Here is a 21,875-nt window from a genome sequence, read left to right as displayed (position 1 = left end):
GGAACAGCCATGGAACTTCACGACGTCTGGTTCGTCCTGATCGCCGTCCTGTGGACCGGCTACTTCTTCCTGGAGGGCTTCGACTTCGGAGTCGGCATCCTCACCAGACTGCTGGCCCGGAACCGGCCTGAGCGCCGGGTGCTGATCAACACGATCGGTCCGGTCTGGGACGGCAACGAGGTGTGGCTGCTCACCGCGGGCGGTGCGACCTTCGCCGCGTTCCCGGAGTGGTACGCGACCCTCTTCTCCGGCTTCTACCTGCCGTTCCTCCTCATCCTGGTCTGCCTGATCGTCCGGGGTGTCGCCTTCGAGTACCGGGCCAAGCGTCCGGAGGAGACCTGGCAGCGCAACTGGGAGACGGCGATCTTCTGGACCTCGCTGATCCCGGCGTTCCTGTGGGGCATGGCCTTCGGGAACATCGTGCGGGGCGTGAAGATCGACCGGCACTTCGAGTACGTCGGCAGCCTCGGGGACCTGCTCAACCCCTACGCGCTGCTCGGTGGTCTGGTGACACTCACCCTGTTCACCTTCCACGGGGCGGTGTTCACCGCGCTCAAGACCGTCGGGGACATCCGGGTACGGGCACGGAAACTGGCCCGGTGGGTCGGCCTGGTCGCGGCCGTCGTGGCGCTCGCCTTCCTGCTGTGGACGCAGGCCGACAGCGGTGACGCCGCGAGCCTGGCCGCCCTGATCGTGGCCGTCGTCGCCCTGGTGGCCGCCCTCGTGGCCAACCAACTCGGGCGTGAGGGCTGGGCGTTCACACTGTCCGGCGCCACCATCGTGGCCGCCGTGGCGATGCTCTTCCTGTCGCTCTTCCCGAACGTCATGCCGTCCACGCTGAACGGGGACTGGAGTCTGACGGTCACCAACGCTTCGTCGAGCCCGTACACCCTGAAGATCATGACGTGGTTGGCGGTGATCGCCACACCGATCGTCCTGCTCTACCAGGGCTGGACCTACTGGGTCTTCCGCAAGCGGATCGGCACGCAGCACATCGCCGCCGACGCCGCCGGCACCGCGCACTGAGTCCGCCGAGGGGGTGTTTCACGTGAAACACCCCCTGTGGACGGAAGGGCATGTTTCACGTGAAACCAATCGATCCACGCCTTCTGCGGTACGCCCGCGCCACTCGGCTCTTCCTCGTGGCGGTGGTCGGGCTGGGCGCCGTCGGTGCCGGGCTGGTCATCGCTCAGGCGATGCTCGTCGCGGAGATCGTCGTCGGAGCGTTCCAGCACGGGCAGTCGGCCGCTGAACTGCGCACTCCCCTGCTGATGTTGGCTGCCGTGGCTGTGGGGCGAGCGGTCGTCGCGTGGCTCACCGAGCTTGCGGCCCACCGTGCGAGTGCGGCCGTGAAGTCCGAACTGCGCGGGCGGCTGCTCGACCGGGCGGCGGCGCTCGGTCCGGGGTGGCTGAGTGGTCAGCGGACCGGCTCGCTGGTCACCCTGGCCACGCGCGGGGTCGACGCCCTGGACGACTACTTCGCGCGCTACCTGCCGCAGCTGGGGCTCGCCGTGGTCGTGCCGGTCGCGGTGCTGGCGCGGATCGTCACCGAGGACTGGGTGTCGGCAGCGATCATCATTGGGACCCTGCCGCTGATTCCGGTCTTCATGATGCTGATCGGCTGGGCGACCCAGTCCCGGATGGACCGGCAGTGGCGGCTGCTGTCTCGGTTGTCGGGTCACTTCCTGGACGTCGTCGAGGGACTGCCCACGCTGAAGGTGTTCGGCCGGGCCAAGGCGCAGGCCGCGTCCATCCGGCGGATCACCGGAGAGTACCGCCAGGCCACGCTGCGGACCCTGCGGATCGCCTTCCTCTCCTCCTTCGCGCTGGAGCTGCTGGCCACGCTGTCCGTGGCGCTGGTCGCCGTGACGATCGGGATGCGGCTCGTGCACGGCGAGATGGACCTGTACATCGGGCTGGTCATCCTGGTGCTGGCGCCCGAGGCCTATCTGCCGCTGCGGCAGGTGGGGGCGCAGTACCACGCGGCGGCGGAGGGGCTGGCCGCCGCGGAGGAGATCTTCTCCGTGCTGGAGACGCCGGTGCCGGTGTCGGGCACCGAGGCGGTGCCTGCGGGTGCCGTGGCCTTCGAGGGTGTCACCGTTCGCTATCCGGGGCGGGCTTCGGATGCGGTGACCGGTGTGTCGTTCACCGTGGAGCCCGGGGAGACAGTGGCGCTGGTCGGGCCGAGCGGGGCGGGCAAGTCCACGCTGCTGAACGTGCTGCTGGGATTCGTACGGCCCACCGAGGGGCGGGTGCGGATCGGGGGCGCGGACCTCGCCGGGCTCGACCTGGCGCAGTGGCGGTCTCGGATCGCGTGGGTGCCGCAGCGACCGCATCTGTACGCCGGGACCGTCGCGGAGAACGTGCGGCTGGCCCGGCCGGAGGCCGACGACGGTGCCGTGTGCCGGGCTCTGCGGGACGCGGGGGCGTGGGAGTTCGTGGCGGGGTTGCCGGAGGGTGTCGACACCGTGCTCGGGGAGGACGGGGCGGGGCTGTCGGCGGGGCAGCGGCAGAGGCTCGCTCTGGCTCGGGCGTTTCTCGCGGACCGGCCTGTGCTGGTGCTGGATGAGCCGACGGCTGCGTTGGACGGGAGGACCGAGGGGGAGGTCGTGGATGCGGTGCGCAGGCTTGCTGTGGGGCGCACCGTGTTGATCGTCGTGCACCGGCCGGCGTTGCTGGCGGTGGCCGACAGGGTGGTACGGCTGAGAGGTGCCGAGCTTGGGCGGCGCCGGGTCTCCGGCGGACCTGCCAGTGAGCTCCGCCCCCTGGATCCCGGCCTTCGCGCACCCGCCACCCGGCTCGGTGAGCTGGAGAATGAACCGACGGCATCCGGGCTCGGTGGGCCGGAGCGGGCCGGGCTCGGGGGGCTCGGCGGTGTGGTGGGCCATGCGCGGGGTGGGGGACTGGAGCGTGTGCCGGGGCAGGGGGAGGCCCGGCGGGGGCGGCGTGTGCCGGCGCGGGTCCGGGGGGACGGGCGGCGGTGGGCGGGGCGGCTGGCCGGGGCCTTGGCGCTGGGAAGTCTGGCGGTCGGGAGTGCTGTCGGGCTGATGGCGACCTCCGGGTGGCTCATCTCGCGGGCCTCGCAGCAGCCGCCGGTGCTTTATCTGATGGTGGCGGTGACCGCGACCCGGGCCTTCGGGATCGGGCGGGCCGTGTTCCGGTATGCCGAGCGGCTGGTGTCGCACGACGCCGTCCTGCGGATGCTGGCCGACACCCGGGTGGCGGTGTACCGGCGCCTGGAACGCCTGGCTCCCGCGGGGCTGCGCGGTGCCCGGCGCGGTGATCTGCTCACCCGGCTGGTCGCGGACGTGGACGCCTTCCAGGACTACTGGCTGCGCTGGCTGCTGCCCGCCGGAGTCGCCCTCACCGTCTCCGCCGCCTCCGTCGGCTTCACGGCCTGGCTGCTGCCCGAGGCCGGCGCCGCCCTCGCGGGGGGCCTGCTGGCGGCGGGCGCAGGCGTCCCCCTGCTGACCGCGACCGTGGCCCGGCGGACCGAGCGGCGGCTGGCGCCCGCCCGGGGCGTGCTCGCGACCCGGGTGGCCGATCTGCTCACCGGCACGGCCGAGTTGACCGTCGCCGGTGCGCTGCCGGGCCGTACGGACGCGGCCCGGCGGGCCGACGGCGCCCTCACCGGGATCGCCGCGCGGGGCGCGGCCGTCACCGGGCTCGGTGACGGGCTGACCGCGCTGGTCTCCGGGCTGACCGTCACGGCCACCGCGGCGTTCGGCGCCCAGGCGGTGGCGGCCGGGCGGCTGGGCGGCGTGGCGATGGCCGTGGTGGTCCTGACCCCGCTGGCCGCCTTCGAGGCCGTACTCGGGCTGCCGCTCGCCGTGCGGTACCGGCAGCGGGTGCGGCGCAGCGCGGAGCGCGTGTACGAGGTTCTGGACGCACCCGATCCCGTACGCGAACCGGAGTCGCCCCGGCAGGCGCCCGCCTCACCGTTCCCGGTGGTCGTCAAGGGTGTGGTCGCCCGGTACGAGGGGCAGCGCCGGGAGGCGCTGGCCGGGCTGGACCTGACGCTGGAGCAGGGGCGCCGGGTCGCGGTGGTGGGGGCGTCCGGTGCCGGCAAGACGACCCTCGCTCAGGTGCTGCTGCGGTTCCTCGACCCGGAGGCGGGTTCGTACACGCTCGCCGGTGTGGACGCGTGCGCGCTGGCCGGTGACGACGTACGGCGGTTCGTCGGGCTGTGCGCGCAGGACGCGCATCTCTTCGACAGTTCGGTGCGCGAGAACCTGCTGCTGGCCAGGAAGGACGCGACCGAGGCCGATCTGCGGGAAGCGCTGGCCCGGGCCCGGCTGCTCGACTGGGTGGACTCGCTGCCCGACGGCCTGGACACGCTCGTGGGCGAGCACGGGGCGCGGCTGTCCGGCGGCCAGCGGCAGCGGCTGGCGCTGGCCCGCGCGCTGCTGGCCGGTTTCCCGGTGCTGGTGCTGGACGAGCCCGCCGAGCACCTGGACCTGCCGACGGCCGACGCGCTGACCGCCGATTTGCTGGCCGCCACCGAGGGCCGTACGACGGTGCTGATCACCCACCGGATGGCCGGGCTGGACGCGGTGGACGAGGTGATCGTGCTCGACGCCGGCCGGGTCGTGCAGCGGGGACCGTACGCGGCACTGATCGCCGAGGACGGTCCGCTGCGGGAGATGGCACACCGGGAGGCCGAGGCGGAGCCGCTGCCGGCGGCGGGCTGAGGCACCGCGCGCCGCTCCCCGCTACCGCACCCGGTTCGCCAGCAGTTGCTCGATCACCACCGCGACACCGTCGTCGTTGTTGGCGACCGTGCGGCCCGACGCGGCGGCGATGGCGTCCGGGTGGGCGTTGCCCATCGCGTAGGACTGGCCGGCCCAGGTCAGCATCTCGATGTCGTTGGGCATGTCCCCGAAGGCCACGACCTCCTCGGGCGAGATGCCGCGCTCGGCGCAGCACAGGGCGAGGGTGCTGGCCTTGGAGACGCCGAGGCCGCTCAGTTCCAGCAGGGCGCTGGGGCTGGAGCGGGTGACGTTGGCGTGGTCGGCGACGGCGGGCCGGGCGATGGCGAGGAAGGCGTCGGGGTCGAGCGAGGGGTGGTAGGCGAGGATCTTGAGCACGGGCTGGTCGGCGTCGGGGCCGTCGGGCGCGAGCAGTTCCTCGGCCGGCAGGAGGTTGTCCGGTATCTCCATGTGCAGCTTGGGATAGTCCGGCTCCTGGTGGAAGCCGTACGTCTGCTCGACCGCGAACACCGTGCCGGGTGCCGCGTCGCGCAGCAGCCGTACGGCCTTCAGCGCGTTCTCCCGGCACAGTTCGCGGACCTTCACGAACCGGTGGGCGCCGGGGCCGCCGTGCAGGTCGACCACGGCGGCGCCGTTGCCGCAGATCGCCAGGCCGTGGCCGTGGACGTGGTCGCTGACCACGTCCATCCAGCGGGCCGGGCGGCCGGTGACGAAGAAGACCTCGACTCCGGCCTCCTCGGCGGCGGCCAGGGCGGCGACGGTCCGTGGGGAGACCGACTTGTCGTCGCGCAGCAGAGTGCCGTCGAGGTCGGTGGCGATCAGCCGCGCGGGGGTGGCGGCGGCTGGGGTCCCGGGCTGTCTGGTCGCTGAGATCACCCGGTCATTCTCGCGCATATGCGCGCACGGCCGTGCGGGACTGCGCGCAGATGAGACACAGATGACGTCCGAGGCGGTCAACCCGCCTCGGGACGACCGGTCCGACCCGACCGAGCCGGTCGGCCGTTCAGTCCAGCTGGGCGAGGGCCTCCATGGCGATCCGCTCGAAGACCTTCTCGTCCGCGGCGAAGTCGGAGTCCGGGATGGGCCAGTGGATCACGATCTCGGTGAAGCCCAGCTCCTGGTGGCGGCCGGCGAAGTCCACGAAGGCGTCCAGGGACGCGAGCGGCCGGTTCCGGTCCGGGGTGAAGCCGGTGAGCAGGACCTTGTCCAGTCCGGCGACGTCCCGCCCGGCGGTCTCGCACGCCTCGGCCAGCTTGTCGATCTGCCCGCGCAGGGCCGCGACGGACTGCTCCGGCGTGCCGTTCTCGTACAGCTTCGGGTCGCCGGTGGTCACCCACGCCTGGCCGTACCGTGCGGCGAGCCTCAGGCCGCGCGGGCCGGTGGCCGCCACGGCGAACGGCAGCCGGGGGCGCTGCACACAGCCCGGGATGTTGCGGGCCTCGTGCGCCGAGTAGAACCGGCCCTCGTACGACACCGCGTCCTCGGTGAGCAGCCGGTCCAGCAGGGACACGAACTCGGCGAACCGGTCGGCGCGCTCGCGCGGGGTCCACGGCTCCTGGCCGAGGGCGGTGGCGTCGAACCCGGTGCCGCCCGCGCCGACGCCGAGGGTGATCCGGCCGCCGGAGACGTCGTCCAGGGAGATCAGCTCCTTGGCGAGGGTCACCGGGTGGCGGAAGTTCGGCGACGTGACCAGCGTGCCGAGGCGCAGCCGGTCGGTGGCCGCCGCGGCCGCCGTCAGCGTCGGGATCGCGCCGAACCAGGGGCCGTCACGGAAGCTGCGCCAGGACAGGTGGTCGTAGGTGTACGCCGTGTGGAAGCCGAGCTGCTCGGCGCGCACCCAGGCCGCGCGGGCGCCCTCGTGCCAACGGCGGTACGGCAGGATCACGGTGCTCAGACGCAGACTCATGCGTCCGAGCGTAAGCGGCGGCGCCGGCAACCGACGAACCGGTCACCGTACGCAGCCGTACGGCCACGCGCGGGCCGGGGAGCAGGGCCGCACGCCTCAGCGGGCGCCGGGAAAACGCAGGTAGCGCGGGGGCACGGCCGCCGTCAGCCAGACTCCGTTGGCGCTGACGTGGAAGACGTGACCGTCGTGGTGCATGGCACCGGCGTCGACGGCCAGCACCACGGGCCGGCCCCGGCGGGCGCCGACGCGGGTGGCGGTCTCCCGGTCGGCGGAGAGGTGGACGGCGTGCCGGGTCATGGGCCGCAGACCCTGTGCGCGGATGGCGTCCAGGTGCGCGGCGACCGTGCCGTGGTAGAGGTACGCCGGTGGGGTCGCCGGCGGCAGACCGAGGTCCACCTCGATGCTGTGGCCCTGGCTGGCGCGGATCCTGCGGCCCTCGATCGCGAAGCGCTGTTTGTCGTTCGCGACGACGACGTGATCCAGCTCCTCGCGGCTGAACCGGAACCCGTGGGCCGCGGCCGCGGCGATCAGCGCGTCGATCTCCACCCAGCCGCCCGCGTCCGGGCTGAGCCCGATGCGTTCGGGCTGGTGGCGCAGGTGTCTGGAGAGGTATTTCGACACCCTCACGGTGCGGCGGTCGTCCATGGCTCCAGCGTGCGGCAGAGACGCGGATCACGCAGGTTGTTTTTCTCCGGAGGTTTGATCCACAGCCAAGTGCGGTTATCCACAGGGGAATTGGCGAAGTTGTGGACAACCTGCGGGCGCGGGCCACCGGGAAGCACTCCTCACAGCCTCGGCTCCACCCGGGCGATCCGCCGCAACAGCCCCGGCGCGACACGGGACAGCAGACGGGCTGCCCTGGCCTCCGGGGTCACCGGGACCACCGCCTTGTTGCCGATCACCGCGTCCAGCACGGCGGTCGCCACCTTCTCCGGTGGGTAGTTGCGCAGTCCGTACAGGCGGGCGGAGCGCTGCCGGCGGCGCTCTTGCTCCGCCTCGTCCACGCCGGTGAAGCGGGCCGTGGAGGTGATGTCGGTGTTGACGAAGCCCGGGCAGACCGCGGTGACGCCGATGCCCTGGGAGGCCAGTTCGGCGCGCAGGCACTCGGAGAGCATCAGCACGGCCGCCTTGGAGGTGCTGTAGGCGGGCAGCGCGCGCGAGGGCTGGTAGGCCGCCGCCGACGCGATGTTGACGATGTGGCCGCCCTGGCCGCGCTCGGCCATGCGCGCCCCGAAGAGCCGGCAGCCGTGGATGACCCCCCACAGGTTGACGTCCAGCACCTTGCGCCAGTCGTCGGCCGTCGTGGCGAAGAAGGAGCCCGACAGACCGATGCCCGCGTTGTTGACCAGCACGTCGAGCACGCCGTGCTCGTGGTGGACCTTCTCCGCGAGTTTCTCCATGGCCTGCTCGTCGGAGACGTCGGCCGGTTCGGACCAGGCGCCGGCCGCGCCGGCCAGCCGGGCCAGTTCCGCGGTGCGCGCCGCGGCCTCGGCGTCGCGGTCGACGGCGATCACGCGCGCGCCGGCCTCCGCGAAGGCGAACGCGGTGGCCCGGCCGATTCCACTGCCCGCGCCGGTGACCAGCACCAGCTGTCCGGCGAACCGGTCGGCATGACGGCCGGTGGCGGCCGGAGCGGGACGCCCGCCGGCCACCGATGTCACGAACTCCTCGATCCAGGCGGCGACCTGGTCGGGACGGGTGCGCGGGACCCAGTGCCTGGCCGGGAGCGTGCGGCGGGTCAGCTGCGGCACCCACCGGTCCAGGTCGTCGTAGAGCCGCTCGGAGAGGAACGCGTCCCCCTGGGGCGTGATGAGCTGCACGGGCGCGTGTGCGTACGCGTCGGGGCGCGGTCTGCGCAGCCGGGCGCGGACGTTGTCCCGGTACAGCCAGGCGCCGTGGGCCGCGTCGGAGGGGAGGGAACCGGTCGGGTAGTCGCCGCCGGGGACCCGCTCGACCCGCTCCAGCATCTTCGGCCAGCGCTTGCCGAGCGGGCCGCGCCAGGCCAGCTCCGGCAGGACCGGAGTGTGCAGCAGGTAGACGTACCAGGACTTGGCGCCCTGGCCGAGGAGCTGGCCCACCCGGCGGGGCGTCGGGCGCTTCACGCGCGCGCCGATCCAGTGCCCGAAGTGGTCGAGGGACGGTCCCGAGATCGAGGTGAAGGAGGCGATACGGCCCTCCGTGCGGGCCACCGTGACGAACTCCCAGGCCTGCACAGAGCCCCAGTCGTGCCCGACGAGGTGCACCGGCCGGTCCGGGCTGACCGCGTCCACGACGGCCAGGAAGTCGTCCGTGAGCTTCGCGAGCGTGAAGCCGCCGCGCAGCGGCCGGGGCGCCGTGGAGCGGCCGTGGCCCCGGACGTCGTACAGGACCACGTGGAAACGGTCCGCGAGCCGCGCGGCGACCTCCGACCAGACCTCCTTGCTGTCCGGGTAGCCGTGCACCAGCACCACCGTCGGCTGTTCCGGGTCGCCCAGCTCGGCCACGCACAGCTCGACCCCGCCGGTCCGCACCCGGCGCTCACGCGCGTCTCGCAGTGTCACTTCTCCTCCGCCCAGCGCCGCGTGTGCGGCAGATCGTCGTCCAGCCAGAACGCGCTCTCCTCGGGGTCCCGGGAGTCGGTGACCACCAGGATCTCCTCGAACTTGGCGCCCGTGCCGCGGAAGCCGAGGTGCGGCTCGACCGCCCACAGGCCCGGCTGCGGCGGATGGTCCGAGAAACGGTACGGCGACCACAGCGGCGACCAGCCCTCGCGGTGGCCGCGCAGCGCGTCGGCGGCGAGCCCCTTGAGGGCCTGCGTGCCGAACCCGAACAGGTGCGGGGAGAAGCGGCGCTGCTTCACCCGGTCCACCTTGTGGGCGATCACCCCGAAGGGGTAGGCGCGGTGCCGGTTGGCGTAGCCCTGGCGGACCATGAGCCGGTCCACCTCCCGGTAGATCTCCCGCAGCGGGCGCCGCTCGCGCACCTCGCGCAGGATCAGCTCGCGGTGGGCCTCCAGGTCGGCCGTCAGCCGGTCCTGCACGGGGTTCACGCCCAGCGAGCCCGAGTAGCCGATGTCCGCCGTGTACCCCTCGTAGACCGGGGCCATGTCGAGGATGAACGGCATTCCCGGCGCCAGTGCGCGGTCGGTCGGGAAGAACTGCAGCGGGAGGCGGAAGCCCACGAACGCCGTGCGGTCCCCGAACCAGGCGAAGGGGAGGTGGAACCAGTCCCGCACCCCGCGCTCGCGCAGCCACGCGCGCTGCATCCGCGCCGCCTCGCGCTCGGTCACGCCCGGTTCGAGGCGGGCCGCGACCGCCTCCGCGCACTCGTAGGCAAGGCGCTGCACCCGCCGGAACCCCCGCAGCTCCGCGGAGAGTTCGCTGCCCACTGCCGTCGTCATACTGCTCCGTCCGTCGAGCAGGCTACTGGTCCGTAACGTGACACAGGCGAATCTGGCAGTTGTTAGAGGCGGCGTCAATAGGCGGGATCAAGGGCTGTGGACGACGGCGGCCCGGCGCCCCCGGCCCCACCCCTGGGTGGGCGTCCCCTAAGGCCCCGTAATACCTGGGGCGGATGGGCAAACGGCTCTGAGGTCTGACGACGGACGTGGTCCGGATCACTACCGTCGAGGACGTGACTGTGATCGCGACCGAAAGCCTGAGCAAGCGGTTCCCCCGGGTGACCGCGCTCGACCGGCTGTCCGTGGACATCGGACCCGGTGTGACCGGACTCGTCGGGGCCAACGGCGCCGGCAAGTCCACCCTGATCAAGATCCTGCTGGGGCTGTCCCCCGCCACGGAGGGCCGCGCCGAGGTACTCGGCCTTGACGTCGCCGGCAAGGGCGCCGCCATCCGCGAGCGCGTGGGATACATGCCGGAGCACGACTGCCTGCCGCCGGACGTCTCGGCCACCGAGTTCGTCGTCCACATGGCACGCATGTCCGGCCTGCCGCCCGCCGCCGCCCGCGAGCGCACCGCCGACACCCTGCGCCACGTCGGTCTGTACGAGGAGCGTTACCGCCCCATCGGCGGCTACTCGACCGGCATGAAGCAGCGGGTGAAGCTCGCCCAGGCGCTGGTGCACGACCCGCAGCTGGTCTTCCTGGACGAGCCGACCAACGGCCTCGACCCGGTCGGCCGCGACGAGATGCTCGGCCTGATCCGCCGCATCCACACCGACTTCGGCATCTCCGTGCTGGTCACCTCGCACCTGCTGGGCGAACTGGAGCGCACCTGCGACCACGTCGTCGTCATCGACGGCGGCAAGCTGCTGCGCTCCAGCTCCACCACCGACTTCACCCAGACCACGACCACCCTCGCGATCGAGGTCACCGACAGCGACACCCACCCGGACGGCACCCGCGCGGTCCGCGAGGCGCTCCACGCGCGCGGGGTCGACACGCACGCGGAGGCCGGCGGCCTGCCCGGCGCCGGACACATCCTGCTGCTGACCGCCACGGGCGACGAGACCTACGACCTCGTCCGCGACGTGGTCGCCGACCTCGGCCTCGGCCTGGTCCGCATGGAACAGCGCCGGCACCACATCTCCGAGGTGTTCACCAGCAGCGACGAACAGCGGAAGGAGGCCGTCGGTCATGGCGGTTGAGCAGCCCACGTACGCGGCGGCGCCCGCCGGCGACCAGACCCGCATCCACGACATCGGTTACCGCGGCTACGACGGCCCGCGCCTCGGCCGCGCCTACGCCCGCCGCTCGCTGTACTCGCAGTCCCTGCGCGGCGCCTACGGCCTCGGCCGCTCGGTGAAGTCCAAGGTGCTGCCCATGCTGCTGTTCGCGGTGATGTGCGTGCCCGCCGCCATCATGGTCGCGGTCGCCGTCGCCACCAAGGCGCACGAACTGCCGGTGCCCTACACCCGGTACGCGATCATCATGCAGGCCGTGATCAGCCTGTACGTCGCCTCGCAGGCACCCCAGGCGGTCTCCCGCGACCTGCGCTTCAAGACCGTGCCGCTGTACTTCTCGCGGCCCATCGAGACCGCCGACTACGTCCGCGCCAAGTTCGCGGCGCTCGCCTCGGCGCTCTTCGTCCTCACCGGCGCCCCGCTGCTCGTGATGTACGCGGGCGCGCTGCTGTCCAAGATGGGCTTTGCCCACCAGACCAAGGAATTCGCCCAGGGACTGGTCGCCGTGGCCCTGCTCTCGCTGCTCTTCGCCGGAATCGGCCTGGTCATCGCCGCGTTCACCCCGCGCCGCGGCTTCGGCATCGCCGCCGTGATCGCCGTACTGACCATCTCCTACGGCGCGGTGTCCACCCTCCAGGCCATCGCCTACACCCAGGACAGCACCGGCGCCATCCCGTGGATCGGCCTGTTCTCGCCGATCACGCTGATCGACGGCGTGCAGTCCGCCTTCCTCGGCGGCAACTCCACCTTCCCCGGCGGGGCCGGCCCGTCCGGCGGCGAGGGCGCGGTCTACGTCCTGTTCGTCCTCGGCCTGATCGCCGCCTGCTACGGCCTCCTGATCCGCCGCTACCGGAAGGTGGGACTGTGACCACGACCAGCCCGTCCCCCGCCACCACCCTTCCAAGGAATGGGCTGCGCCCATGAGCACTCTCACTCTCGACCACGTCTCCCGCTGGTTCGGCAACGTGGTCGCCGTCAACGACATCAGCATGACCATCGGCCCCGGCGTCACCGGCCTGCTCGGCCCCAACGGCGCCGGAAAGTCCACCCTCATCAACATGATGGGCGGCTTCCTCGCCCCCTCCACCGGCACGGTCACCCTCGACGGCCGGCCGGCGTGGCGCAACGAGACCATCTACCGGCACATCGGCATCGTCCCCGAGCGGGAGGCGATGTACGACTTCCTCACCGGCCGCGAGTTCGTCGTCGCCAACGCCGAGCTGCACGGCCTCGGCGACAAGGCCGCCCAGCGCGCCCTCGCCACGGTCGAGATGGAGTACGCACAGGACCGGAAGATCTCCACGTACTCCAAGGGCATGCGGCAGCGCGTGAAGATGGCGAGCGCCCTCGTGCACGACCCGTCGCTGCTGCTGCTCGACGAGCCGTTCAACGGCATGGACCCGCGCCAGCGCATGCAACTGATGGACCTGCTGCGCAGGATGGGCGACGAGGGCCGCACGGTGCTGTTCTCCTCGCACATCCTGGAGGAGGTCGAGCAACTCGCCCGGCACATCGAGGTCGTCGTCGCCGGACGGCACGCCGCCAGTGGCGACTTCCGCCGGATCCGCCGCCTGATGACCGACCGCCCGCACCGCTACCTGGTGCGGTCCAGCGACGACCGGGCCCTCGCGGCCGCGCTGATCGCCGACCCCTCCACGGCCGGTATCGAGGTCGACCACGCCGAGGGCGCGCTGCGCATCCAGGCCGTCGACTTCGGCCGCTTCACCGCCCTGCTGCCGAAGGTCGCCCGCGACCACGGCATCCGGCTCCACACGGTCTCGCCGTCCGACGAGTCCCTGGAGTCCGTCTTCTCGTATCTGGTCGCGGCGTAGGAGGCCGAAGATGTACGACCCCACTGTCGCCCGGCTGACCTACCGGGCCCTGCTCGGCCGCCGTCGGGCCCTCATCCTCGGCGCGCTGCCGCTGCTGCTCATCGTGATCTCCGTGGCCGTGCGCGGCCTGACCGGAGCCGACGACCAGACGGCCGCCGACGTCCTCGGCGGCTTCGCCCTCGCCACCATGGTGCCGATCATCGGGGTCATCGCGGGCACGGGCGCCATCGGCCCGGAGATCGACGACGGCTCCGTGGTCTACCTGCTGTCCAAGCCGCTCAAGCGGCCCACGATCATCTTCACCAAGCTGATCGTCGCCATCGCCGTGACCATGGTCTTCTCCGCGGTGCCGACCCTGATCGCGGGCCTGATCCTGAACGGCAACGGCCAGCAGATCGCGGTCGCCTACACGGTCGCCGCGCTGGTCTCCTCCATCGCCTACTCGGCGCTCTTCCTGCTGCTCGGCACGGTCTCCCGGCACGCGGTGGTGTTCGGGCTCGTCTACGCCCTGGTCTGGGAGGCGCTGTTCGGCTCCCTGGTGCCGGGCGCGCGCACGCTGAGCGTCCAGCAGTGGTCGCTGGCCGTCGCCCACAAGATGGCCGGCGGTGACCTGGTGACCTCCGAGGTGGGCCTGCCGACGGCCACCGTGCTGCTGGTGGCGGTCACCGTGCTGGCCACCTGGTACGCCGGGCAGAAGCTGCGCTCGCTGACGCTGGCGGGCGAGGAGTAGTCCCCCGGACCGCGGCGACCTGACGGGGACTTCACCCCGCCCCGGGCACTGGGCAGAACGGACGTACGGCTGGGAGGCCGCGGATGGCTGAGGAGACGCCGCAGCAGGACGGACAGGGGCGGACCGGCGAGGACGCATGGGGCGACGTCGTCCTGGACGAGGCGTTCGTCCGGGCGGCCCCGGCCTCCGAGCCGTCCGCCCGGGCCCGGATGCTCGCCGCACGCCGGCGGGCCGAGGCGCCCGAGCCGCAGCCCTGGCGTTCCGAGGAGCCGCCGGCCGGCTGGTTCTTCGGCAGGGCACGGCGCCGCAGGTGGCGGCGCCGGTAGCGGCCGTTTGTTCGCTTTTATTCGGTGGCGCCCAACTCGACGGCGAGGCAGAGTGGTTGTGCACCATCCGCCGGGATCGTCCCGGCGTCACCGACTGGGAGCGGAGGTGGGCGATGTCCATGCACGGCAGTGCGCCCAGCTCCCGACAGGGCAGCCCGAGGCCGGCTCCGGAGTGATTCCCTACCGCTCCGTGGAGCCACGGAAGCTGCCCGGGGCGGTCGCTTCGAGCACGCGATGTCGCTCTCGCGTGGACCGCCCACCCGGAGGATTGGCCGAGTGGTAAGGCACCGGCTTGCGCTGTGCACCGGCTTGTTCCGGCACAAGCGAGTCGTGGTCGGGCCTGGAGAGCCCGCGCACGTTCGATCCGTGCATCCTCCGCCGTACGTTGCTGCCCCGCGGCGCTACGCACCGCGTGCGTCGGCGATCCTGTCCAGTTCCCGCATCGCCTCCGCGTGGGCGCTCAGGGTGCGGTGGACCGTGCCCGTCGTGACGAGGATCGCGCCGGCGAGGGAGACCGGGACGGACAGGCCGAGAAGGGCCAGCACCTCCGGCCAGTCGCGTTCGTTCGCGCAGTAGTCGCCCTTGTACACGCCCTCGTTGGCGGTGCCGCGGTCGGTGAAGAGACGGGACTCGCACTGGGCGGGGTACTGGTCGTCCGGCTTGCGATCCGCCTCGTACGGGGTGAGCAGCAGGACGGCGCACCAGGCCCACAGCAGCCCCGCCACGGCCAGCAGACCGATGCCCCAGGCCCGTATCCGGCTCGCGCGGTCGCGGAAGTCGAGGTCGTAGTCACGTGATCGCATGGCCGCCGAATGTAGCAACCGCGCGGGGACGGCCACCGCGGACGGCCGGGGCGCTCAGCCCAGCAACCGCTCCAGCACCACCGCGATGCCGTCCTCCTCGTGGGACGCCGTGACCTCGTCGGCCACCGCCTTCAGTTCCTCGTGGGCGTTGGCCATGGCCACGCCGCGGGAGGCCCAGGCGAACATCGGGATGTCGTTGGGCATGTCGCCGAAGGCGATCGTGTCGGCGGCCTTCAGGCCCAGCCGGCGGGCCGCCAGGGACAGGCCCGTGGCCTTGGACAGGCCGAGCGGCAGCAGCTCGACGATGCCGGCGCCCGCCATGGCGACCGTGACGAAGCCGCCTGCCGTCCGCCGGGCCGCGTCCGCCAGCTCGTCGTCGCTCAGCGTCGGATGCTGGATGTAGATCTTGTTGAGGGGTGCCGTCCACAGGTCGGAGGCGTCCGTGAACGGGGTCGCGGGCAGCTTGCCGGTGACCGCGTACCCCGGGCCCACCAGCACCTCGCCGTCCAGGCCGTCCCGGCTGGCCGCCAGGTACAGCGGCCCCACCTCGGCCTCGATCTTGGCCAGGGCTACGCCCGCCAGCTGCCGGTCCAGGGTGACCGAGGTGAGCAGGCGGTGCGCGCCGGCGTCGTAGACCTGGGCGCCCTGGCCGCAGACGGCCAGGCCCTCGTAGCCGAGGTCGTCCAGGATGTGCCGGGTCCACGGGACGGCGCGGCCGGTGACGACGATGTGCGAGGCGCCCGCCGCGGTGGCCGCGGCGAGCGCGTCACGGGTGCGCCGGGAGATCGACTCGTCGGAGCGCAGCAGCGTTCCGTCGAGGTCGGTGGCGATGAGTCCGTAGGGGAAACTCACCGGGACACCGGCTCCAGGACCTCCCTGCCGCCCAGGTACGGGCGCAGCACCTCGGGGACCCGGACGGAGCCGTCGGCCTGCTGGTGGTTCTCCAGGATCGCCACGATCGTGCGGGGTACGGCGCACAGCGTGCCGTTGAGGGTGGCGAGCGGCTTGACCTGCTTGCCGTCACGGACCCGGATGGACAGCCGTCGGGACTGGAACTCGGTGCAGTCCGAGGTCGAGGTCAGCTCGCGGTACTTGCCCTGGGTCGGGATCCACGCCTCGCAGTCGAACTTGCGGGCGGCCGAGGAACCGAGGTCGGCGGAGGCGACGTCGATGACGCGGAACGGCAGCTCCAGCGAGGTCAGCCACTGCTTCTCCCACTCCAGCAGGCGCTGGTGCTCGGCCTGGGAGTCCTCGGGCGCGACGTACGAGAACATCTCGACCTTGTCGAACTGGTGCACGCGGAAGATGCCCCGGGTGTCCTTGCCGTGCGAGCCGGCCTCGCGGCGGAAGCACGGGGAGAAGCCCGCGTACCGCAGCGGCAGCCGGTCGGCGTCGATGATCTCGTCCATGTGGTAGGCCGCCAGCGGGACCTCGGAGGTGCCGACCAGGTACAGGTCGTCCTTGTCGAGGTGGTAGACGTCCTGGGCGGCCTGGCCGAGGAAGCCGGTGCCGGCCATGGACTGCGGGCGGACCAGCGCCGGGGTGAGCATCGGCGTGAAGCCGGCGGCGGTGGCCTGGGCGATCGCCGCGTTCACCAGGGCCAGCTCCAGCAGGGCGCCGACGCCCGTGAGGAAGTAGAAACGGGAGCCGGAGACCTTGGCACCGCGCTCGACGTCGATGGCACCGAGCAGCTGGCCCAGCTCCAGGTGGTCCTTGGGCTCGAAGCCCTCGGCACCGAAGTCGCGGATCGTGCCGTGCGTCTCCAGCGTGACGAAGTCCTCCTCGCCGCCGACGGGTACGTCGGGGTGGACGAGGTTGCCGAGCCGGAGCAGCAGCTCCTGGGTCTCGGCGTCGGCCGCGTCGCGCTCGGCGTCGGCGGCCTTGACGTCGGCCTTCAGCTGCTCGGCGCGCTTGAGCAGCCCGGCCTTCTCGTCGCCGGTGGCCTTGGGGATCTGCTTGCCGAGCTGCTTCTGCTCGGCGCGCAGCTCGTCGAAGCGGACGCCGGAGGACCTGCGCCGCTCGTCGGCAGACAGGAGGGCGTCGACGAGCGCGACGTCCTCTCCACGGGCGCGCTGGGACGCGCGCACACGGTCGGGGTCCTCACGAAGCAGGCGAAGGTCAATCACGAGGCCAAGGCTACCGGTGCATGGTCGCGGCTCACGAATCACTATTCCGGGGAGTTCGGATTCGCGGCTTACGGTCCGTTATGCGTTAATTGCCGAGAGTGTCGTCCCGTCAAGCCGTACGTCCCCGGTGTGCGTCAAGGGAAAAGTGTCTCACTCCCTGGGACGGAGCACGTCCGAGGCGCCCGGTTGACCCGATTTCCTTGTGCGGAACGGGATTTGGCGACCCGGTTGTCCACAGGAATCCACACCCTGCGAAGAGTTATCCACAGGCTGTGTGGAAGGTCTGTGGATTTCGGAATTGATCACTCCGGAAAGCGCGACGGCGCTGAGGAATTGCCGGGCCAAACCCCTTCGACACCCACGTTCGGGTGGAAAACGGTCGCCCCAAAAGATGAACCAAAGGAAACGGGTGGACGAAGGGCGACCCAGGGATGGGTGGACCCGGTCGCGGCTTCCAGGCCGATTTGTCGACCCTGTGACCCTGCCCTGTCGACTTGTCCCCAGGTCGAGAAGGCCACCTGTGGATAACTCCTGTGGATAACGTTCGTATGCAGGTACGACCGGGTGCGCGCGAGGGGCTAGAACCGGCCGTCCTGGCAGCGCGCCACCCAGTCCGCCGCCGCCATGAACTCCTCGTCCGACGTCCCGGGCGGCGTCGGCCCGGCCTCGCCCGGTGCGATGTCGGCACGGGGATAGGAACCGAGATAGCGCACCTGGAGGCAGATCCGCCGCAGTCCCGTCAGCGCCTCCGCCATCCGCCGGTCGGCGATATGGCCCTCGGCGTCGATGCAGAAGCAGTAGTTGCCGATGCCGGCACCGGTCGGCCGGGACTGGAGCAGCATCAGGTTGATGCCCCGCGAGGCGAATTCGCCGAGCAGGTCGCGCAGTGCGCCGGGGTGGTCGTCGCGCTGCCACAGCACCACCGAGGTCTTGTCGGCACCGGTGGGCGCGGCCGGCCGGGCCGGCCGGCCGACCAGCACGAACCGGGTCTGTGCGTTCTCCGCGTCGTGGATCCCGGTCTCCAGCGCCTCCAAGCCGTACCGGGCGGCGGCGAACTCGCCGGCGAAGGCGGCGTCGTAGCGGCCCTCCTGGACCAGGCGGGCGGCGTCCGCGTTGGAGGCGGCCGACTCCCAGAGGGCCTCCGGGAGGTTGGCGCGCAGCCAGTTGCGCACCTGGGGCTGGGCCGCCGGGTGGGCGGAGACCGTCTTGATGTCCGTGAGCTTCGTACCGGGGCGGACCAGCAGTGCGAAGGTGATCGACAGCAGCACCTCGCGGTAGATCATCAGCGGTTCGCCGGCGACCAGCTCGTCCAGGGTGGTGGTGATGCCGCCCTCGACGGAGTTCTCGATCGGCACGAACGCGGCCTCGGCCTCGCCGGCCCGCACCGCGTCCAGCGCGGACTGCACCGACACGTACGGGATCAGCTCACGGGTGGCCGCCTCCGGAAGCGTGCGCAGAGCGACCTCGGTGAAGGTGCCCTCCGGGCCGAGATAGGCATAGCTGGCTGGCATGTCCCTCACCCTAATGGCCGTGGGGAGGCCCGTCGCACGTGTCTCGTGAATGCCACCCGACCGGGTGGTTTGAACCCGGTTCACCCCTCCAGCAGCCGCTGTCCCACGTACTCGCCCTTCGCCGCCCCGCCCGGCACCGCGAACAGGCCGCTGGCCTCGTGCCGGATGTACTTCGACAGCGCGTCGCCCCGGTCGAGCTTGCGCTGCACCGGTACGAAGCCGCGCAGCGGGTCCGCCTGCCAGCAGATGAAGAGGAGACCGGCGTCGGGCGTGCCGTCCGCGTCGATGCCGTCGTGGTAGGAGAACGGGCGCCGCAGCATGGCCGCGCCGCCGTTCTCGTCGGGCCGGGTGATCCGGGCGTGGGCGTTCAGCGGGACGACGTAGTCGCCGTTCGCGTCGGTCTTCTCCAGGTCCATCGGGGTGGTCTCGTCGCCGCCGGACAGCGGCGCACCGTCGGCCTTGCGGCGCCCGATGACCTGCTCCTGCGCGGCGAGCGACAGCTTCTCCCAGTCGTCCAGGAGCATGCGGATCCGTCGTACGACGGCGTACGAGCCGTTCGCCATCCAGGCGGGCTCGCCCGAGACGGGCACGAAGATCCGCCGGTCGAAGTCGGCGTCGGCGGGCTTCGGATTGCGGGTGCCGTCGAGCTGGCCCATGAGGTTGCGGGCCGTCATGGGGTGGGCGGTGGCGCCCGGGGTGCGGTTGAAGCCGTTCATCTGCCAGCGCACCCGCGCGGCCGAGCCCGCGTCCTTCTGGATCGCGCGCAGGGCGTGGAAGGCGACCAGGGCGTCGTTCGCGCCGATCTGCACCCACAGGTCGCCGTCGCTGCGGGACTTGTCGAGCTGGTCGGAGGAGAAGTCCGGCAGCGGGTCGAGGGCGGCCGGCCGCTGCTTCTCCAGGCCGGTCCGGCCGAAGAAGCCGTGGCCGAAGCCGAAGGTGACGGTCAGCGAGGACGGGCCCGCGTCCCGGGCCACACCGGTGTCGCCGTGCGGGGCGGCCTCGCCCGCCATCAGCCGCTCGGCCGTCGCCGACCAGCGGCGCAGCAGGGCCGCCGCCTCCTTGCGGCCCGCGCCCGGCGCCAGGTCGAAGGCGACGAGATGGCCGCGCGCCTGGAGGCCCTCGGTGATGCCGGGCTGATGTTTCCCGTGAAACATCGCCCGCTCGGAGCCCACCGAGGTCAGCGGGGTGGCCCCGGCGGGGGCGGCGGCGTAGCCCACGGCCCCGCCGGCCGCGCCGAGCACGAGGCCGGTGGCGCCGGCGGTGCCGAGCAGCGCGCGCCGGGAGATGCCGCCGGTGCCGGAGACGGACTCGGGCCGCGCCGGCGGCGCCTCGGGCGTACGGGCCTGGGGGACGGACTGGTCGGGCATGGTGTGGTTCAGCCGATCTGCGCGTTCTTGGAGACGGTCACCTGGTCGATGTCGGAGGTGCGAACCGTGACGGCGATCTTCCAGTCGCCGGCCATGGGGATCTGCACGCCGTTCGCCGACCAGTGGCCGGTGGCGATGTGGTCGGGGTTCACGGGAAGCGGGCCGATCTTCTTGGCCTCCAGGGTGAAGGAGAGCTTCACCTCGGGGACGTCGAAGGCCCGGCCGTTGGGCCGCTGGACGTAGACGTGCATCTCGTTGCCGCCCACGCGCGCGGGGTCGAGGTCGATGCTGACGACGCCCTTGCCGTCGGTGCCGCCGGTGTCGAACGGCATGTCCAGGGTGAGCGCGCCGGACGTCGCCGAGGTGCCGGAGCCGGCCGACGCGGAGGTGGCCGCCTTGGCGTCCAGCTCGGTGCGGCCCGGTTCGGTCTGGGTCAGCGCCGTGGTGACGGCGAGCAGCACGACGGCGACGCCGGCCTCGGCGAGCACCGAGCGGCGCAGGCCGAAGCGGTTCGGGTCGGCGTCGCGCAGCCGCTTCTCGCGGGCGGCGGCGACGGCAGCGCGCTGCCGGGCGAGCTGGGCGGCGCGCCCGGAGTCGGCGGCGCCGGATCCGCCGCTCTTGCCGCCGGCCGTCTGCGAGGCGGCGACCTGCTCCTTGCGGGCCTGCGCCTGGCTCTTGCGTGCCTTTCCGGCGCGGGCGACCGGGTCGGTGAGGCGGGCCGTCCAGCGCCGGGAGACGCCCGCGATGCCGACCAGCACCGCCACCAGGGCGATCTTGACCAGCAGCAGCTGTCCGTAACGGGTCTCGGTGAACGCCGGCCAGGAGCCGAGCTGCCGCCAGGACTGGTAGACGCCGGTGACCACGAGGGCCAGGACGCTGCCGAAGGCCACCCGGGAGAAGCGCTGTACGGCGGCCGCCTCGACCGGGGTCTCGGCGGGCGACCGGTACAGGGCGGTCAGCAGGGCGGTGAGTCCGCCCAGCCAGGCGGCGACGGCCAGCAGGTGGACGACGTCGACCGGCATGGCGAGGCCCGGCTGGAGCCCGGTGGAGGCGTGCTCGGCCATGGCCCAGCTCGCGGCGAGGCCGGCCGCGACGACCACCCCGCCGACCGCGAGTCCGAAGGTCAGGTCGCGCTTCTCCTGACCCTCCTCGCGGCGGGTGTAGGCGCCGAAGAGGACGGCGACGAACAGCGCGGCGGCGGCGAGCAGCAGCAGCCGGGAGACCAGGGCGGCACCGGTCTTGGTCTGGAGCACCTGGCCGAGCAGGTCGAGGTCGAAGACGTCGGCGACCTTCCCGGAGCCGGTGTAGGAGCCGCGCAGGAGCAGCAGCCACAGGGTGGCCGCGGTCAGCGCGACCCAGCCGCCGACGACCAGCCGCTGCAGGGGCCGTACGCCCGCGCCGCGCTGCCAGCAGGCGAGGACGAAGGCCGCGCCGCCGGCGAGCACGATGAAGCCGGCGTACGACACGTACCGCCCGAACGCGTAGAGCCCGCCCACGACTCCGCCGCCGGCGGACGGTCCGGCGCCGGAGACGACGGTCTGCGAGGGCGCCCCGACGGAGAAGGTGAAGGCGCCGGCGACGGGGTGGCTGTCGGCGGAGACGACCTGGTAGGTGACGGTGTAGGTGCCCTTGGCGAGGCCGCTCTTGAGCTGCACCGCGTACGTCGTCCCGCTCACGCCGGCGGGACTGCCGGTCTGCACCGGCCTGCCCTTGGGGTCGAGGACGCGCACGGAGTCGTCGTTCATCGCCACCTTCTCGGAGAAGGTGAGCGACACCTGGGTGGGCGCCTTGTCGACCACCACCCCCTGTGCGGGGTCGCTGCCGGTCAGCGCCGCATGGGCGGAGGCCGGTCCGGCGCCCGCCAGCAGTGCGCCGGTGACGGCGATGAACAGCAGCACCAGGATCCGCAGGCGGGGGGTGATGGTCCGGTTCACGGTGGTCCCTC

The 21,875-nt window shown here is 72.3% G+C and carries 18 protein-coding genes and 1 tRNA gene; 8 read left to right on the top strand and 11 right to left on the bottom strand.

Features of this window, described 5'->3' with window-relative positions:
* Window positions 1-9 precede the first annotated feature (9 nt).
* Window positions 10-1,026, top strand: coding sequence for a cytochrome d ubiquinol oxidase subunit II (gene cydB, locus S1361_RS19850; RefSeq protein ID WP_208033157.1), 1,017 nt, complete (start codon window positions 10-12; stop codon window positions 1,024-1,026).
* Between the two features lie 59 nt (window positions 1,027-1,085).
* Window positions 1,086-4,691, top strand: coding sequence for a thiol reductant ABC exporter subunit CydD (gene cydD / locus S1361_RS19845; RefSeq protein WP_208033156.1), 3,606 nt, complete (start codon window positions 1,086-1,088; stop codon window positions 4,689-4,691).
* Window positions 4,692-4,712: 21 nt separating this feature from the next.
* Here cydD and S1361_RS19840 read toward each other — a convergent pair whose 3' ends face one another.
* The 5 genes from S1361_RS19840 to S1361_RS19820 form a co-directional block, all read right to left on the bottom strand.
* Window positions 4,713-5,603 (bottom strand): Cof-type HAD-IIB family hydrolase, encoded by an 891-nt coding sequence (locus S1361_RS19840; protein WP_208033155.1) that lies wholly within the window; start codon window positions 5,601-5,603, stop codon window positions 4,713-4,715.
* 109 nt (window positions 5,604-5,712) lie between these two features.
* Window positions 5,713-6,615 carry an LLM class flavin-dependent oxidoreductase gene (locus S1361_RS19835; RefSeq protein ID WP_208033154.1) on the bottom strand — a complete coding sequence of 301 codons (903 nt, stop codon included), beginning with the start codon at window positions 6,613-6,615 and terminating at the stop codon, window positions 5,713-5,715.
* Window positions 6,616-6,711: 96 nt separating this feature from the next.
* Window positions 6,712-7,260 (bottom strand): RNA 2'-phosphotransferase, encoded by a 549-nt coding sequence (locus tag S1361_RS19830; protein ID WP_208033153.1) that lies wholly within the window; start codon window positions 7,258-7,260, stop codon window positions 6,712-6,714.
* Window positions 7,261-7,400: 140 nt separating this feature from the next.
* Window positions 7,401-9,155 carry an SDR family oxidoreductase gene (locus S1361_RS19825; protein ID WP_208033152.1) on the bottom strand — a complete coding sequence of 585 codons (1,755 nt, stop codon included), beginning with the start codon at window positions 9,153-9,155 and terminating at the stop codon, window positions 7,401-7,403.
* Window positions 9,152-9,994 (bottom strand): M24 family metallopeptidase, encoded by an 843-nt coding sequence (locus tag S1361_RS19820; RefSeq protein ID WP_208033151.1) that lies wholly within the window; start codon window positions 9,992-9,994, stop codon window positions 9,152-9,154. Before S1361_RS19820 ends, S1361_RS19825 begins: the two co-directional genes overlap by 4 nt.
* Before the next feature lie 239 nt (window positions 9,995-10,233).
* Here S1361_RS19820 and S1361_RS19815 point away from each other — a divergent pair, with 239 nt between their 5' ends.
* The 6 genes from S1361_RS19815 to S1361_RS19790 all read left to right on the top strand — a co-directional run bounded on the left by S1361_RS19815 (window position 10,234) and on the right by S1361_RS19790 (window position 14,501).
* Window positions 10,234-11,199, top strand: coding sequence for an ABC transporter ATP-binding protein (locus tag S1361_RS19815; protein ID WP_208036684.1), 966 nt, complete (start codon window positions 10,234-10,236; stop codon window positions 11,197-11,199).
* Window positions 11,189-12,103: an ABC transporter permease subunit gene (locus tag S1361_RS19810; RefSeq protein WP_208033150.1), complete on the top strand. Its 915-nt coding sequence runs from the start codon at window positions 11,189-11,191 to the stop codon at window positions 12,101-12,103. The genes S1361_RS19815 and S1361_RS19810 overlap by 11 nt, the downstream gene beginning before the upstream one ends.
* 52 nt (window positions 12,104-12,155) lie before the next feature.
* A complete protein-coding gene (locus tag S1361_RS19805; protein ID WP_208033149.1) occupies window positions 12,156-13,067 on the top strand; it encodes an ABC transporter ATP-binding protein in 912 nt (303 codons plus the stop codon).
* A 10-nt stretch (window positions 13,068-13,077) separates the two neighbouring features.
* Window positions 13,078-13,797 (top strand): ABC transporter permease, encoded by a 720-nt coding sequence (locus tag S1361_RS19800; protein WP_208033148.1) that lies wholly within the window; start codon window positions 13,078-13,080, stop codon window positions 13,795-13,797.
* 83 nt (window positions 13,798-13,880) lie between these two features.
* The gene (locus S1361_RS19795; protein ID WP_208033147.1) at window positions 13,881-14,123 is read left to right on the top strand and encodes an SGM_3592 family protein; all 243 of its coding nucleotides are present in this window, start codon (window positions 13,881-13,883) and stop codon (window positions 14,121-14,123) included.
* A 262-nt stretch (window positions 14,124-14,385) separates the two neighbouring features.
* Window positions 14,386-14,501 (top strand) — tRNA-OTHER (locus tag S1361_RS19790).
* A gap of 23 nt (window positions 14,502-14,524) precedes the next feature.
* Here S1361_RS19790 and S1361_RS19785 read toward each other — a convergent pair.
* The 6 genes from S1361_RS19785 to S1361_RS19760 all read right to left on the bottom strand — a co-directional run bounded on the left by S1361_RS19785 (window position 14,525) and on the right by S1361_RS19760 (window position 21,864).
* Entirely contained in the window at window positions 14,525-14,926 is a 402-nt protein-coding gene (locus S1361_RS19785) for a hypothetical protein (RefSeq protein ID WP_208033146.1), read from the bottom strand.
* Window positions 14,927-14,980: 54 nt separating this feature from the next.
* Window positions 14,981-15,778: an HAD family hydrolase gene (locus tag S1361_RS19780; RefSeq protein ID WP_208033145.1), complete on the bottom strand. Its 798-nt coding sequence runs from the start codon at window positions 15,776-15,778 to the stop codon at window positions 14,981-14,983.
* Window positions 15,775-17,052: a serine--tRNA ligase gene (gene serS, locus S1361_RS19775; RefSeq protein ID WP_208033144.1), complete on the bottom strand. Its 1,278-nt coding sequence runs from the start codon at window positions 17,050-17,052 to the stop codon at window positions 15,775-15,777. Before serS ends, S1361_RS19780 begins: the two co-directional genes overlap by 4 nt.
* A 578-nt stretch (window positions 17,053-17,630) precedes the next feature.
* Entirely contained in the window at window positions 17,631-18,563 is a 933-nt protein-coding gene (gene pheA / locus S1361_RS19770; protein ID WP_208033143.1) for a prephenate dehydratase, read from the bottom strand.
* A gap of 80 nt (window positions 18,564-18,643) precedes the next feature.
* Window positions 18,644-19,930 carry an iron uptake transporter deferrochelatase/peroxidase subunit gene (efeB, locus tag S1361_RS19765; RefSeq protein ID WP_208033142.1) on the bottom strand — a complete coding sequence of 429 codons (1,287 nt, stop codon included), beginning with the start codon at window positions 19,928-19,930 and terminating at the stop codon, window positions 18,644-18,646.
* A gap of 8 nt (window positions 19,931-19,938) precedes the next feature.
* Window positions 19,939-21,864 carry a copper resistance CopC/CopD family protein gene (locus S1361_RS19760; RefSeq protein ID WP_208033141.1) on the bottom strand — a complete coding sequence of 642 codons (1,926 nt, stop codon included), beginning with the start codon at window positions 21,862-21,864 and terminating at the stop codon, window positions 19,939-19,941.
* Window positions 21,865-21,875 lie beyond the last annotated feature (11 nt).

Source organism: Streptomyces cyanogenus, from assembly GCF_017526105.1.
Taxonomy (GTDB): domain Bacteria; phylum Actinomycetota; class Actinomycetes; order Streptomycetales; family Streptomycetaceae; genus Streptomyces; species Streptomyces cyanogenus.
The sequence above is the reverse complement of the archived record's forward strand: the minus strand, read 5'-3'. Positions and strand labels throughout refer to the sequence as shown.

Bases quoted from the DNA above. Each gene is read 5' to 3' on its own strand.
- cydB (WP_208033157.1), top strand. From the start codon at position 10: ATGGAACTTCACGACGTCTGGTTCGTCCTGATCGCCGTCCTGTGGACC.
- S1361_RS19840 (WP_208033155.1), bottom strand. From the start codon at position 5,603: ATGCGCGAGAATGACCGGGTGATCTCAGCGACCAGACAGCCCGGGACC.
- S1361_RS19835 (WP_208033154.1), bottom strand. From the start codon at position 6,615: ATGAGTCTGCGTCTGAGCACCGTGATCCTGCCGTACCGCCGTTGGCAC.
- S1361_RS19830 (WP_208033153.1), bottom strand. From the start codon at position 7,260: ATGGACGACCGCCGCACCGTGAGGGTGTCGAAATACCTCTCCAGACAC.
- S1361_RS19820 (WP_208033151.1), bottom strand. From the start codon at position 9,994: ATGACGACGGCAGTGGGCAGCGAACTCTCCGCGGAGCTGCGGGGGTTC.
- S1361_RS19810 (WP_208033150.1), top strand. From the start codon at position 11,189: ATGGCGGTTGAGCAGCCCACGTACGCGGCGGCGCCCGCCGGCGACCAG.
- S1361_RS19805 (WP_208033149.1), top strand. From the start codon at position 12,156: ATGAGCACTCTCACTCTCGACCACGTCTCCCGCTGGTTCGGCAACGTG.
- S1361_RS19800 (WP_208033148.1), top strand. From the start codon at position 13,078: ATGTACGACCCCACTGTCGCCCGGCTGACCTACCGGGCCCTGCTCGGC.
- S1361_RS19795 (WP_208033147.1), top strand. From the start codon at position 13,881: ATGGCTGAGGAGACGCCGCAGCAGGACGGACAGGGGCGGACCGGCGAG.
- S1361_RS19785 (WP_208033146.1), bottom strand. From the start codon at position 14,926: ATGCGATCACGTGACTACGACCTCGACTTCCGCGACCGCGCGAGCCGG.
- pheA (WP_208033143.1), bottom strand. From the start codon at position 18,563: ATGCCAGCCAGCTATGCCTATCTCGGCCCGGAGGGCACCTTCACCGAG.
- efeB (WP_208033142.1), bottom strand. From the start codon at position 19,930: ATGCCCGACCAGTCCGTCCCCCAGGCCCGTACGCCCGAGGCGCCGCCG.